The sequence below is a fragment of the Collimonas sp. OK242 genome (assembly GCF_900107095.1).
Classification (GTDB): domain Bacteria; phylum Pseudomonadota; class Gammaproteobacteria; order Burkholderiales; family Burkholderiaceae_D; genus Collimonas.
Genome location: NZ_FNOR01000014.1, coordinates 31,032 through 43,975 on the forward strand (window position 1 = coordinate 31,032; position 12,944 = coordinate 43,975).

Below are 12,944 nucleotides of genomic sequence, written 5' to 3' on the forward strand. Positions count from 1 at the left end.
TCTCTCGCTTCTCTCTCTCGGCCACGCTTATTTCAAGCTCACTCTGGCCACATTCGTTTTGGAGCCGGCCTTCAGATCCAGCGGCGCGCCGCGCAATGTAGCGTCGACACCGGCAATATTACCGATAATGGCATTGACCGGTTGCGACATATCGACCGCTTCCGTGCTGCCCGCCTTGGCCAGGCGCGAGATCAGCACGGTGTTGTCGGCGCGCTTGATTTCGACCCACGAATCCTGCCGGAAATTCAGGACCAGTTCGCCGCCACCGCCGGCAGCCGGATTAGCTGCCGCGGTGTTTGTTACGTTATTTGTTGCGACATTTGTTGCGGCGTCAGCAGCAGCGTTTGCCGGCGCAGCATTCGCGTCCGCTTCAGAACCAGCCGCACCATTTGCTTGCGCAGTTGGAGCAGCAGTCAAAGCAGCGTTAGCTGCAGCATCGGCCGCTTGCAATTCTGCGGCTACAACAGGCACGCTGGCCTTATCTTCGCCGCCGGCTGCAAAGGCGGCCGCCGCGGCAGGCGACTTTGCAGTCAACGACTGTATTGCGTTCTGCAGACCTGGCAATACGTCAAACCGTATCGCCACAGCCAGCAGCAATAGCAGCACAGCCAGCACCACCAGCCATTTATAGGCAAATTTACTACGCCCCATCAAATGGAAGGGCGACTCGGAGAAAGGCGTCGACAACTGGCTATGGATCGGGCTGACCGCCGGTTGCGCTGCAACTGCCGGCGAAATGGTCGCCAACAAGGCCGTCGCGTCCAGACCCAGCAATTTTGCGTAGGAACGGATAAAACCGCGCGTCATCACCATGGTCGGCAAAGCGGCATAATTGTCGGCTTCGATGGCGTCGATCTGACGTGGCGCCAGCTTCAGGTGGCTGGCCACATCCGGCACCGACCAGCCGAGCTGCTCGCGCTTGCTGGCCAGTTGCGCGCCGAGCGAGAGCTGGCCGGCACCAGCGGTTTCGGGCACGACGTGCTCCACATCTGCCGACCCGGCATATTCAGCTTTCAGCTGTTCAGGCTCACTCATTAAATGCTCCGCGCTGGTACGCTGCGAACTCCGAGGAGTTGCCAAACCGACGGCGTAATTGCGTCACCAAACTTGCTTCTGCAGCTGTGTCACCCAACTTTCGCTCCACTTTGATTGCGGTCCATAGTGCTTCCGCATTTTGCACATCGTTTTTTAATACGAGACCAATATAAAACCGAGCCCGCTCGTAATCGTTACGGTCATACGCCAGCTGCGCCAGCTTGGCATTCGTCAGAGGATTGCCGGCGTCAAACTGGAAGGCTTGCGACAGATAGCGTTGCGCCGCCACGGTGTCGTTGAATTTGAGACTGCAAACACCGGCATTCGTCAGCGCCTTTGCCGGCGACTGGTAGTTACGGCTTTTCAGGGCGGTCTCGAAATGCGCAATCGACTCCTTCGGCCGTCCGGTCTGGCACAGGAACCAGCCATAGTTATTGGCATAGTCCGGATTGTTCGGGGCGCTCCGCAAGGCACGCTGAAAATTATCGTCGGCCAGCCGGTTCTCACCCATTTCCATATAGATCAGTCCGCGCACGCTATAGGCATCGGCCAGCTCGGGATCTGCCGCCACGGCCTGCTTGATCTCGTCCAGCGCCACCGCCAGCTGGTGCTGCTCGTAATAGCCGACTGCCAGCTGCAGACGAATGCCGGCCCGGCGTTGCGCTTCGGTCTGATCGGAGCTGGTGGCCAGTTCGCGGCGCGAACCGCCCTCGCTGTCGCTGCTAAGCGGTTGATTGCCGCAAGCACTCAAGCCAGTCAATAGCGACAACGCGGTCGCGGCGAACAGCAGCCGGCCATGCCAGCCCTCCAGCTTGCTACTTACTTGTTTTATCACTGAGACACCTCGATGATGCGGCCAAAATTCTTGCCGAATTTTTGTTGATATTCGGTCATTTTCTGCATCCGCTCCTGCACCTTCGTCCTATCCTGCACCTCGCCGGCGAGCTGGCCGCAAGCAGCATCGATATCGTCGCCGCGCGTCTTGCGCACGGTGGTGACGATGCCGGCGTCCATCAGGATCTGGGCAAAGGCTTTGATGCGCGGATTATTCGAGCGCTTCAAACCGGATTCCGGGAACGGATTGAACGGAATCAGATTGAATTTGCAAGGGACCGCAGGTCCGCCTGCCTGGCCCTGCACCAGGGCGATCAATTCGCGTGCATGGGCGTCGGTATCGTTGACGTCGTCCAGCATGCAGTACTCGAAGGTAATGAAGTCGCGCGGCGCGAACTCCAGATAGCGCTTGCAGGCGGCCATCAGTTCGCGCAGCGGATATTTCTTGTTCAGCGGCACCAGGCCGTCACGCAAGGTGTCATTGGAAGCATGCAGCGATACCGCCATCGCCACCGCACAATCCTGTGACAGCTTATCGATCATCGGCACCACGCCGCTGGTAGACAGAGTCACCCGGCGACGCGACAAACCGTAGGCGTTATCGTCAAGCATCAACTTGAGCGCCGTCACTGTCGGTTCGTAGTTCAACAAGGGCTCGCCCATGCCCATCATCACCACGTTGGTGATCTGGCGCTCGCCTTTATGGCCCGGCTCGACGCCCTTGGATTTGCGCAGCTCGAATTCAGCCATCCACAATTGGCCGATAATTTCACCGACCGTCAGATTGCGGCTGAAGCCTTGCTTGCCGGTAGAGCAAAAGCGGCAATTCACCGCACAGCCGGCCTGCGTCGAAATACACAGGGTGCCGCGGTTCTCTTCGGGGATAAACACCGTCTCCACCGCATTGCCTTGACCAACATCGAGCAGCCACTTGCGCGTGCCGTCGGTCGAGGTGTGGTCGCTGATCACGGCGGGAGCGGCGATCAGCGCCCGGGTAGCGAGCTTGTCACGCAATGACTTGGCCAGGTCGGTCATTGCATCGAAATCGTGTGCGCCGAATTGATGAATCCAGCGCAGCAGTTGCTTTGCGCGAAACGGCTTCTCACCCAACTCGCCGCAATAAGCGGTCAGTTGTGCGGGATCCAGATCCAGCAGGTTGGTGAGAGCAGTCATGGCATTTCCAATTTAAAATAATTGCGGGACAGAGTTTAAAAGCAGCCAAGTGCGGCGAATTACCCCGTCCCCCAACCAAGTAAATAAAACATTTAAAGCAACTACATCAGTTTGCAAAGCAAGTCACAAACAAGTTTTGACTTATTTTGACTTGCCTGCAGTACTTATTTACAGCATCTATTTACGACAATTACTTAAGACACCTACTTGCGACAATTAGGCTGCTGGGAAGAAATAAGCGATTTCAACTTTTGCCGCTTCTACTGCATCCGAACCGTGTACTGCGTTAGCGTCGATCGAATCAGCGAAATCAGCACGGATGGTGCCTTTTTCTGCCTTCTTAGGATCGGTTGCGCCCATCAGGTCGCGGTGCTTCAATACTGCGTTTTCGCCTTCCAGCGCTTGAATCATTACTGGGCCGGAGATCATGAAATCAACCAGGTCTTTGAAGAAAGGACGCTCGCGGTGAACCGCGTAGAAACCTTCGGCTTCTGCGCGCGACAGATGTGTCATGCGGGCAGCAACGATTTTCAGGCCGGCGTTTTCAAAACGGGTGTAAATTTGGCCGATTACGTTCTTTGCGACTGCGTCCGGTTTGATAATCGACAGGGTGCGTTCAATTGCCATCTGAAAAACTCCAATAAAAAGAAAGGGTTAAGGTGCGTATTTAAATGATCGCCTAATGATTCGAAACGAATTCTAACTAATTCAATCAACCTTTGATTTTAACACGAAACACCCATATAGAATCGTCATAAGCAGCCAAAACGCAAGCTGCCGATCATTAAGAAGCGCAGACAGCCTGCAGAGAACCACTTTGCGGCTGTACTGTCTGATGTAAAGATGCGTTGGTAAATGCTATGATCGCAACAGTTTAATACTTTTGCAATTTTCAAAGGAGTCCCTGATGGATCAAAATCTGCAATCGACCTACTCGCCGGGCAGCACCGCACTGAGCGCGCAGCACCGCGTACTGCGCAATACGTACTGGCTGCTGGCGCTGTCCATGCTGCCGACGATTGCCGGCGCCTGGCTTGGAGTACAGATGGATTTCAGTTTCTTTAGAAACAGTCCGCTGATCGGCTTCATGGCCTTCATGGCCGTCGCATTTGGTTTCTTTTATGCAATTGAAAAGACCAAAAACACCGGCTGGGGCGTATTGCTCTTGCTCGGCTTCACCTTCTTCATGGGCCTGATGCTGTCGCGCCTGATCGGCCATACACTGGTCGGCTTCTCCAACGGCGCCACGCTGATCATGATGGCGTTCGGCGGCACCGCCAGTGTTTTTGTCGTGATGGCAAGTATCGCAACGGTCAGCAAGCGCGATTTCTCGAACATGGGGAAATGGCTGTTTGCCGGCGTAGTGGTGCTGTTGCTGGCGTCTCTGGCGAATGTTTTCCTGCAGGTGCCAGCGCTCTACTTGGCGGTATCGGTAATCGCCATCGCGATTTTCTCTGCCTATATCTTGTATGACGTACAACGCATCATCAATGGCGGCGAGACCAATTACATCTCCGCAACACTGAACCTGTACCTGGATGTCTACAACATCTTTGTCAATCTGCTTTCCCTGTTAGGCATTTTCGGCGGCAACCGGAACTGAGCAAAACTGGATGTTCATGCAAAAAACCGGCCTTTTGGCCGGTTTTTTATTTGCAGTCTTATTTGCAGCCGCAAGCCCGGTCAAGGCAAATCAAACACCGCAATCGACTCCACGTGCGCAGTGTGCGGGAACATGTTCACCACCCCGGCCTGGCTCAAGCGATAGCCGCCCGCCGTCAGCAAGCCGGCGTCACGCGCCAGGGTCGAAGGGTTGCAGGAGACGTACACAATCCGCTTCGGCATCATCGATGCCTGGCCAATTGCAGCCAGGCCAACGATCGCCTCACACACCGCCGCTGCGCCATCGCGCGGCGGATCGATCAGCATCCGGTCGAACTTGCCCAGCGCGACAAAATCCTCGGCGCTGGCCTCAAACAGGTTGCGGCAATAGAAGGTGGTCTTCTCACCCAGTTGATTCACCGCGGCATTCTCGCCTGCGCGGTTAATCAAAGCCTGGCTACCCTCGATGCCGACTACCTCCACCGCCTGGGTGGCTAAAGGCAGAGTGAAATTTCCCAGGCCGCAAAACAGATCGGCCACTCGCTCATGCGGCTGCACATCCAGCAAACGCAAGGCACGCGCCACCATTACCCGGTTGATCTGGTGATTCACCTGAGTGAAATCGGTGGGCTTGAAAGGCATGCGTACGCCGAATTCCGGCAGGGTGTAATACAACTCGCTCTGCTCCGGATAAAACGGATAGGCGCTGTCCGGGCCCGCGGTTTGCAGCCACCAGTTGACTTGATATTGATCGGCAAATGCTTTCAGCTTGACTTCGTCGTCTGCCGTCAACCCAGCCATGATGCGCAGTACCAGTGCCGTAACCTTGCCCTGCGGCCCTTCGCCGATCGCCAGTTCGATCTGCGGAATATGGTCAATCAGGCTCAGCGAAGCGATCAGGTGACGCAAGGGCACCAGCATCGCTGACACATTCGCAGGCAAGACTTCACAGGCCTTCATGTCCGTGACGAAAGATGATTTTCTTTCATGGAAACCGACCAGCACCCCGCCTTTTTTAGGCACATTGCGCACTGAAATACGGGCGCGGTAGCGATAACCCCAGGTCGGCCCGTAAATCGGGCGCAACATGGATTCCGCCTTGACCTTGCCGATATGCCACAAATTATCTTCCAATACCCGCTGCTTGATGGCTACCTGCGCAGTCGGCTCCAGGTGTTGCATGGCGCAGCCGCCGCACAGGCCGAACACCGCACAGCGCGGCTTCACCCGCAATACCGATTCCTTGTGCAGGGCGGTCATGGTGGCCGCTTCCCATTTCGGCTTCTTGCGATACGACACGAAACTCACGCGTTCGCCCGGCAAAGCGCCCTCAACAAAAATGACCTTGCCCTGGCTGCCGTCTTCATTTTCCAGATGGCCGATCCCGCGCGCATCCATGTCGAGGGATTTGATATCGATAGTATCTTGTTGCATAGAAAATTCTAGAATTGCGGGAAAGTGTTCAAGAGCCGCCAAGGCCTGCCTTGCGGCGAATTACGCTGTTCCCGGCTGATCGGATAAAGGGGTGGATTATAAAGAAAAATAGCGGCGACGCCATATTTGCCCGCATGGGCGCCTTATGTCGACCTTATGCCCAAGCTACAGAAAGGAGTCCTTGCCGACACCCTTGGCGCCCAGCAAGCGCTTCAGCTTGATCAAAGCCTCTTGCTGAATCTGCCGCACCCGCTCGCGCGTGACGCCTATTTCGGCCGCCAGCTCTTCCAGTGTCGAAGGATCGTCGTTATCCAGGCCAAAACGGCGCATGATCACATTACGCTGCTTGTCGGTCAGCTTTTCCAGCCAGACCCGCACCAGGATCGACATTTCCTGCTGTTCGGCACGCGAATCGGGATTTTCCTCAGTCGCGCTCGGCAGCAGATCCATCAGGCTGGCGAGCGGATCCTGATCCAGCGGCGCATCCAGCGATGCGGCATGCTCCGACAACGCCAGCACATCCTGCACATCTTCCACCGGACGGTCCACCAAATGCGCGATATCTTCAGCGCTGGCGTCCTTGCCGTCGTGGTGCTGCGCTTCCAGGTGATATTTGGCACGCAGAATCTGGTTCAATTCGCGCACCATATGCACCGGCAGGCGGACGGTGCGCGCCTGGTTCATGATGGCGCGCTCGATACTTTGGCGTATCCACCAGGTGGCATAAGTAGAAAACCGGAAGCCGCGCTCAGGCTCGAACTTGTCGATCGCCCGCATCAGGCCGAGATTGCCTTCCTCGATCAAATCGAGCAAGGCTACGCCACGGTTGATATAGTGCTTGGCAATCGACACCACCAGGCGCAGATTGTGTTCGATCATTTTCTGCCGGGCTTCAAAATTGCCTTGTTTCGCCAAGGTCGCGAAATGTACTTCTTCGGTCACAGACAACAGCGGCCGGGTGCCGATCTGATTCAGGTAATGCTGCGTGGTGTCGGTCGACAGCTCGGCTGCCAATACCTTCTTCAGCTCTTCGACACCATCGACCACAACGACCACGCCATCGACCACGACTTCGTCGTCAGCATCCTGCCCGGCGACGGCAGCATCGACATCCTCTTGCTCGTCGTCGGTAAACTGCTCCGACGACGCGTCATGCTCGTCATCCTGATGATCTGTCGGCCGTTTGCTCATTTATCGACTAGGTAAGAATTTCGATGGATCGACAGGTTTGCCTTGCTGGCGGATTTCGAAATGCAGCTTGACTGCATCGCTGTCCGAATTCCCCATTTCGGCAATCTTCTGGCCCTTGCTCACCGTCTGCCCCTCTTTCACCAAGATTGTCTTATTATGCGCGTAAGCGGACAACAAGTTGCTGGTATGTTTAATGATAACCAAATTGCCATAACCGCGAATACCGCTGCCTGCATACATCACCTTGCCGCCGGCTGCCGCAACCACGGCCTGCCCTGCTTTGCCGGAAATGTCGATGCCTTTCTTGCCTTGATCGAAAGAAGCGACCTGCTTGCCTTCTGCCGGCCACATCCAGTCCACACGATCCTCGTCGCCGGATGACGGCGCCGCTGTCGAGGCTGCCGCATTGGCCGCAGTGTTGGCAGCCGCAGTAGCGGCAGACGCCACGGCCGCCGGCGCCGCTTTCGGCGCCTCGCTGGACGACGCCGCATCCGGCTTTTGCAACTCAGCCAGCGCGCTCTCGGAATACGGACGTTTGTCGCCGCGCGGCCCGCTCTTGTTGCCGGCATTGCCGCCATTGCCCGCCGCAGCAGTGGACGGCGGCGCCGACAGAGACCTCACTTCAACCCCCGAACCGGACGCCACATTGCCGATCTGCGCGCCGCCGGCCGCCCCCGAATTGCCATCCGCAGGCTGCACCCGCAAAACCTGGCCGACCTTGATGTCATTGGCGTTTTCCAGCTTGTTCCAGGCCACGATATCGCGCGGGCTTTGACCGAAATCAAGTGCAATCCGATACAAGGTATCGCCCGCTTTCACGGTATAAGAACCGCGCCCTTCTGCAGCGCGCGAGGTATCGGCTGCGGCCGTGGCAGTAACGCTGCCGCCCGAGCGCCGCTCCACAACCGGAGCGGGAGTACGCGGAGTGGTGCATGCGGCAAGCGTAGCTACCGTTAATCCCAAAGCTATAAAGCGAGTTTTCTTCATTCTCATTACATTTATTATGTATGTGCGACAGGGCCGCTGATTATTCGTCAATTTGTTCGTCAACTTATTTGTCATTTGAGTCGCCAAACCACGCCAGCACACTCAAACCGTTCCGGCACGCAAAGGCACAAAATGACAGTCTTCCAGTGTGGTACTGGTCCAATCAAATTTACTTGTTCGCTGGATGAGCTGCAGTACTTGATGACGGGAGCCGACCGGCGCCACCAAACGGCCGCCGATCGTCAATTGGTCCAGTAAAGCTTGCGGTACTTCAAGGCCGGCTGCAGCCAGTATGATACCGTCGAAAGGGGCAACTTGGGGCAGGCCAAGCATACCATCTCCATAATGCAAGCGGATGTTCGCAATCCGCAGCGGACGCAAGTTGCTTCTTGCCAGTTCGTGCAAGGGCTTGATCCGCTCTATCGAGTACACTTCCTTCGCAACCAGAGACAATACCGCCGCCTGGTAGCCGCAGCCGGTGCCGATTTCCAGCACGCGATTCAAGACGCCGCCTTGCTGGTTGTCGCGCATGATCTCTATCATGCGGGCGACGATATACGGCTGCGAAATAGTCTGATGATGGCCGATCGGCAGCGAAGCATCTATGTATGCCTGGCTGGACAAGCCCGGCTCCATGAACATATGGCGCGGCACGGCCTCCATGGCTGCCAGCACCTTGGCGTCCTTCACGCCCTGCCTGGCAACCCGATCCACCATGGCCTTGCGCACGCCATCGGAAACCATGGAGCCGGAGCGCTCGACACGGCTTGCGGTTTGCGCCGGACGCGCCATCGGTTTGCTGACAGGCGCTGCAGGCGCAGGCCGGGAACTGTCCCAGGCAGCATTTTTAGTCGCGGTCTGCGGGGTGGCGACGCTTCGTTTGCTATGATCGGCTTTGGATTTCTGATCGACTACCGACGCTAGCGTCAGCGGGAAACGCTTGGCCTTGTCGGTCATGACAAGTCTTTCCTCAGCGCGGCCAATTGTGCCGCATGCGTCAAATCGATCTGCAACGGAGTGATCGAGATGTGACCGTTGGCTGTCGCATGAAAATCCGTGCCCTCGCCGGCGTCACGCGCGGCGCCGGCAGGTCCGATCCAGTATATGTCGCGGCCGTGCGGATCCTTGTCCTTGACGACGGCTTCCGATTCATGCCGTTTTCCGAGCCGGGTCGCCACCATGGTTTTCAGTTGATCGTACGGCAGGTTGGGAATATTCACATTCAACAGGTAGGGCTGCGGCAGATTATCAAAGCGGCGCTCGACGATTTCACGCGCCACCGTGGCCGCCGCTTCCAGCTCGTCCCAGCCTTTGTGCAATTGCGAAAAAGCGATGGCGGGAATGCCAAACAAAAACCCCTCGGTGGCCGCCGCAACGGTGCCGGAATAGAGAGTGTCATCGCCCATGTTCTGGCCCTGATTGATACCGGAAACAATCAGATCCGGTCGAAAATTCAGTAAACCGGTCAAGGCTATGTGCACGCAATCAGACGGCGTTCCATTAACAAAATAAAAACCGTTGTCAGCGCGCTGCACGGACAAAGGCCGATCCAGCGTCAGCGAATTGGAAGAGCCGGAACGATTGCTGTCCGGGGCTACCACCACGATTTCGGCAATCGGTGTCAGTACATTCGCCAGTGCGATAATACCCGGCGCCAAATAACCATCGTCGTTGCTGATCAATATTTTCATATTTGGATTTTACCCGAAGCAATGTTACTGATTTATGAAGATTTTGGAAATTTAAGCAGCCGCATCCTATAGACGCATAAGAAATCGATTTGCTTGCCTTTTCAGCATGCAAATCGTTGAATTGTAAAATTATGTTGCAGCGCCGCACAAAATTCACAGCAGACGCGGAAAAACAGGTATTGTTAGCGCTATCAAGACTACATTACATACGCTGCATCAGTAAGCGTCTCCAAACGGCACAAGAGTCAAAGCTGAACCACTGCCGACCTGCATCAGACAGGCGTAACGTCCTGCGGCAAGACCGCCGTTCAATCAATTCACCTGTTCAGACGATCAAGGAGTCCCCATGAAATCGTACCGAGTCCGCAACGCTCTCGCCGCCAGCCCTATCCCTCTTAATGACTGGACCGACTTGTTGTTCAAAACCGGGGAAATGATGAACGCCTCCGCGCAAGTGATCGGCCATCGCACCGCCCAAATGGCGCTGGCCGGGCCGGCGCCAAGCCAACGCGACCGCCATGAATTCACGCTGATGGGCCAGGAAAAAATGGAAGCGGCAGCGGAGTCGGTGCACGCCATGGCGATTCGGATAATGAGCTTGCACCAGGAAGCTGCCAGCCTGGCGATACAGCACATGCTGGACGGCGCCGTCAACCTGGCAGCGGTGGCCAGCAGCAGCACGCTGCATCAGTCGGGACGCCGGCAGAGCAAGCTGGCGCATGACACCATCCGCAACTCTGCCGAGGCGGTGTCGCAGTTCAACACTTCGCTGGCGAATATTGCCCAAACCGGGTTGCATCCGATCCATGCGCGGGCCACAGCCAACGCAAAACGCTTGAATAAACTCTGAGAGATATCGGGACTAAGCAGTCGCAGCCAGCGTCAGGCGGAAGCATTGCAGAAAATGCCGCAGGAAGTACCGCAAATACATAGGCTGGAGATTTGAAAATTCAAATTTGAAAGCCGCATGACCATGCCAAACCTTGGCATGGTCATGCGGGTTACATCAGTCACATCAGTCAGTACCGTATTTCGGCGAATACGGACCATACAGGATGCCGTTCGGCTGTTGAGCCGACAATAATCGCTGGCTGGTCAAGCCGGCAATGGTGAACCCTCTGTCGGTAACGTTGTTGACGATTTGATTGACGGCGGCAGCAACCAGCGCCCCGATCAGACCGCCGCCACCATTATTGCTTCCTTCAGCGCTGGAAGCACTGGCGGTGCCGGACCACAACAGGGCTCCGCTTTTCAAATCCATCAGCTTGGCATTGGCGGTTACCACCACGGCGCTGTTAAGCACCGTATAAACCGAACCGTATTTGCTGATAGTGACGTACAGCGCTGCATCGGCGCCGAAGATCTCCTGCAATTTAGCCGGCGCGATAGCATGGCTGTCTGCCGCCGCAGTCATGCCGTTTTGCTTGAGCGTTTCATCGACTAGCGCCACCGGCAACACGTAATAACCAGCCTCGGCCAAGGGATAGCTCATTTGCGCCAGCATGCCGTATGTCGCCTTGACATCCGGCGACTCATTCAGCGGCGGCAATATCAAGATGGTTTTAGGGCGGCTTTGCTTGAACGCCGTATAGTCAAGTTGCTTGACCGGTGCGGCGCAACCCGCAGCCAGAATCGCCACCGACAAGCAAACAACTGATTTCAGAATCTTTTCTAACATGTCCACCCTCTTATTTTTTGAATTTTCTCATTAAGAAATCCATGTAAGTCGACGATTCCGGAAACAGTTCTTTCTCTGTCTGGAATTCTTGCACCACTTGCTCGTCTTTTCCCAGGCTGGCATATAACATTCCCAGCTGAGCGTGATATCCCGGCGGCGGTTTGCTCCCGGTGGCACGGATTTTTTGCAGATCCCGCTCCAGGACTGTCACCTGCTCTACCGAAGCCTGTCCCTTGAAGTATTCATAGACCTGCGGTTGATAACTCTCCCACTGATAAAGCGGTTTAGGCGGTGTATTGCAGCCTGCCAGCAAGGCGCAGGCCGTCAAGGCAAATGGCAAAGCATGCCGTTTTGCAAATTTGTTCTTCATGATATTTGGCAAGTTCCGGGTTGTTATTATTTAGCAGGTTGCCAAGCGCCGGAGTCGATAGCGGCGGTCAGCTTATTGATGGCTTCACGCATCGCCAGGTCAAGCACTTTGCCGTTCAGCGTGGAGTCGTAGCTGGCGGTGCCGCCAAAACCGATGATCTCGCGCGCAGCCAGATTGTATTCACCAGCGCCCTGGATGGAATACACCACTTCGGAAGTCTTGATGTTAACAATGTTCAAGTTGACTTTGGCATAAGCGGTCTGTGTCTTGCCGCGGCCGAGGATACCGAACAGTTGCTGATCGCCGACTTCTTTGCGGCCAAACTCGGTGACGTCGCCGGTGACGACAAAATCGGCCCCCTTCAGAGCCTGCGCCTGCTTCTTCAGCGCAGCCTCTTGCCTGATCTCTTCCATATTGTCCCGATCCAGGACATTGAAGCGATTGGTTTGCTGCAGATGCGTGATCAGAATGGTCTTGGCTTGTCCGCCAAGGCGATCGACGCCGTCGGAAAAGATGCCGCGCATATAGCTGGAACGGTTATCGAATTTACCCACTGCGATCAGGGTGCGCGCGCCATTGTATGGCTTGTTGGCAGTCTCTACCTTCTGCACCGGCAGCGCGTTGGAGCTCTCGGTGGCGCAACCACCCAATGCGGACAGCAGCGCGCCGGCCGCCAGGATCGGAATCAATCTAATTTGTTTCAAGGGCTCATCTCCACATCTCCCCATAGGGGCAATCGACAATAAGAAAAAAAATAGCTGAAGAATCAGCGGTGTTTACCGACCATCTTCGAGTTGACATTTCAACCCGGAAAGTTGTCAGGGCGCAAATTTAACACTCTTGCAAGACTTCGTCCATTAAGAAAGTGTATTTTTTGCAATGTTTAGCGAAGTGTTGTTTTTAGGCATGATTATTGAGCCCGGTGAAATACAGCCGATGGGAGATGCAA

Annotated in this window: 14 protein-coding genes; 2 read left to right on the top strand and 12 right to left on the bottom strand. The window is 55.8% G+C overall.

Going from position 1 to position 12,944, the window contains the following annotated elements; all coding sequences use genetic code 11:
* Window positions 1–27: 27 nt before the first annotated feature.
* The 4 genes from BLV81_RS16200 to ndk form a co-directional block, all read right to left on the bottom strand.
* Window positions 28–1,035, bottom strand: a complete 1,008-nt coding sequence (locus BLV81_RS16200; RefSeq protein WP_092358115.1) for a helix-turn-helix domain-containing protein — start codon at window positions 1,033–1,035, stop codon at window positions 28–30.
* Window positions 1,028–1,870, bottom strand: a complete 843-nt coding sequence (gene pilW / locus BLV81_RS16205) for a type IV pilus biogenesis/stability protein PilW (protein WP_092358117.1) — start codon at window positions 1,868–1,870, stop codon at window positions 1,028–1,030. Before pilW ends, BLV81_RS16200 begins: the two co-directional genes overlap by 8 nt.
* Window positions 1,867–3,042 (bottom strand): dual-specificity RNA methyltransferase RlmN, encoded by a 1,176-nt coding sequence (gene rlmN / locus BLV81_RS16210; protein ID WP_092358119.1) that lies wholly within the window; start codon window positions 3,040–3,042, stop codon window positions 1,867–1,869. The genes pilW and rlmN overlap by 4 nt, the downstream gene beginning before the upstream one ends.
* A 216-nt stretch (window positions 3,043–3,258) precedes the next feature.
* Window positions 3,259–3,669: a nucleoside-diphosphate kinase gene (gene ndk, locus BLV81_RS16215; RefSeq protein ID WP_092358121.1), complete on the bottom strand. Its 411-nt coding sequence runs from the start codon at window positions 3,667–3,669 to the stop codon at window positions 3,259–3,261.
* Window positions 3,670–3,949: 280 nt separating this feature from the next.
* On the opposite strand from ndk, the gene BLV81_RS16220 reads away from it, so the two are divergent.
* Window positions 3,950–4,645 (top strand): Bax inhibitor-1/YccA family protein, encoded by a 696-nt coding sequence (locus BLV81_RS16220; protein ID WP_092358123.1) that lies wholly within the window; start codon window positions 3,950–3,952, stop codon window positions 4,643–4,645.
* Window positions 4,646–4,725: 80 nt separating this feature from the next.
* On the opposite strand, the gene rlmD is transcribed toward BLV81_RS16220, so the two are convergent.
* The 5 genes from rlmD to surE all read right to left on the bottom strand — a co-directional run bounded on the left by rlmD (window position 4,726) and on the right by surE (window position 9,947).
* A complete protein-coding gene (rlmD, locus tag BLV81_RS16225; protein WP_092358125.1) occupies window positions 4,726–6,078 on the bottom strand; it encodes a 23S rRNA (uracil(1939)-C(5))-methyltransferase RlmD in 1,353 nt (450 codons plus the stop codon).
* A gap of 165 nt (window positions 6,079–6,243) precedes the next feature.
* Window positions 6,244–7,269, bottom strand: coding sequence for an RNA polymerase sigma factor RpoS (gene rpoS / locus BLV81_RS16230; RefSeq protein ID WP_092358127.1), 1,026 nt, complete (start codon window positions 7,267–7,269; stop codon window positions 6,244–6,246).
* Window positions 7,270–8,256, bottom strand: coding sequence for a peptidoglycan DD-metalloendopeptidase family protein (locus tag BLV81_RS16235; RefSeq protein ID WP_092358129.1), 987 nt, complete (start codon window positions 8,254–8,256; stop codon window positions 7,270–7,272).
* A 102-nt stretch (window positions 8,257–8,358) separates the two neighbouring features.
* A complete protein-coding gene (locus BLV81_RS16240) occupies window positions 8,359–9,213 on the bottom strand; it encodes a protein-L-isoaspartate(D-aspartate) O-methyltransferase (protein WP_092358131.1) in 855 nt (284 codons plus the stop codon).
* Window positions 9,210–9,947: a 5'/3'-nucleotidase SurE gene (surE, locus tag BLV81_RS16245; RefSeq protein ID WP_092358133.1), complete on the bottom strand. Its 738-nt coding sequence runs from the start codon at window positions 9,945–9,947 to the stop codon at window positions 9,210–9,212. The genes BLV81_RS16240 and surE overlap by 4 nt, the downstream gene beginning before the upstream one ends.
* 346 nt (window positions 9,948–10,293) lie before the next feature.
* On the opposite strand from surE, the gene BLV81_RS16250 reads away from it, so the two are divergent.
* Window positions 10,294–10,797: a polyhydroxyalkanoate granule-associated phasin gene (locus BLV81_RS16250; RefSeq protein ID WP_143036354.1), complete on the top strand. Its 504-nt coding sequence runs from the start codon at window positions 10,294–10,296 to the stop codon at window positions 10,795–10,797.
* A 165-nt stretch (window positions 10,798–10,962) separates the two neighbouring features.
* On the opposite strand, the gene BLV81_RS16255 is transcribed toward BLV81_RS16250, so the two are convergent.
* The 3 genes from BLV81_RS16255 to BLV81_RS16265 are packed head-to-tail and all read right to left on the bottom strand — an operon-like array spanning window position 10,963 to window position 12,699.
* Window positions 10,963–11,625: a DUF799 domain-containing protein gene (locus BLV81_RS16255; protein ID WP_092358137.1), complete on the bottom strand. Its 663-nt coding sequence runs from the start codon at window positions 11,623–11,625 to the stop codon at window positions 10,963–10,965.
* Between the two features lie 10 nt (window positions 11,626–11,635).
* The gene (locus tag BLV81_RS16260) at window positions 11,636–11,995 is read right to left on the bottom strand and encodes a DUF4810 domain-containing protein (protein WP_092358139.1); all 360 of its coding nucleotides are present in this window, start codon (window positions 11,993–11,995) and stop codon (window positions 11,636–11,638) included.
* A gap of 26 nt (window positions 11,996–12,021) precedes the next feature.
* Window positions 12,022–12,699 carry a CsgG/HfaB family protein gene (locus BLV81_RS16265; RefSeq protein WP_255365278.1) on the bottom strand — a complete coding sequence of 226 codons (678 nt, stop codon included), beginning with the start codon at window positions 12,697–12,699 and terminating at the stop codon, window positions 12,022–12,024.
* Window positions 12,700–12,944 lie beyond the last annotated feature (245 nt).

Bases quoted from the DNA above. Each gene is read 5' to 3' on its own strand.
- BLV81_RS16250 (WP_143036354.1), top strand. From the start codon at position 10,294: ATGAAATCGTACCGAGTCCGCAACGCTCTCGCCGCCAGCCCTATCCCT.
- BLV81_RS16235 (WP_092358129.1), bottom strand. From the start codon at position 8,256: ATGAAGAAAACTCGCTTTATAGCTTTGGGATTAACGGTAGCTACGCTT.
- BLV81_RS16200 (WP_092358115.1), bottom strand. From the start codon at position 1,035: ATGAGTGAGCCTGAACAGCTGAAAGCTGAATATGCCGGGTCGGCAGAT.
- ndk (WP_092358121.1), bottom strand. From the start codon at position 3,669: ATGGCAATTGAACGCACCCTGTCGATTATCAAACCGGACGCAGTCGCA.
- BLV81_RS16255 (WP_092358137.1), bottom strand. From the start codon at position 11,625: ATGTTAGAAAAGATTCTGAAATCAGTTGTTTGCTTGTCGGTGGCGATT.
- rpoS (WP_092358127.1), bottom strand. From the start codon at position 7,269: ATGAGCAAACGGCCGACAGATCATCAGGATGACGAGCATGACGCGTCG.
- BLV81_RS16220 (WP_092358123.1), top strand. From the start codon at position 3,950: ATGGATCAAAATCTGCAATCGACCTACTCGCCGGGCAGCACCGCACTG.
- BLV81_RS16260 (WP_092358139.1), bottom strand. From the start codon at position 11,995: ATGAAGAACAAATTTGCAAAACGGCATGCTTTGCCATTTGCCTTGACG.
- rlmD (WP_092358125.1), bottom strand. From the start codon at position 6,078: ATGCAACAAGATACTATCGATATCAAATCCCTCGACATGGATGCGCGC.
- surE (WP_092358133.1), bottom strand. From the start codon at position 9,947: ATGAAAATATTGATCAGCAACGACGATGGTTATTTGGCGCCGGGTATT.
- BLV81_RS16240 (WP_092358131.1), bottom strand. From the start codon at position 9,213: ATGACCGACAAGGCCAAGCGTTTCCCGCTGACGCTAGCGTCGGTAGTC.
- rlmN (WP_092358119.1), bottom strand. From the start codon at position 3,042: ATGACTGCTCTCACCAACCTGCTGGATCTGGATCCCGCACAACTGACC.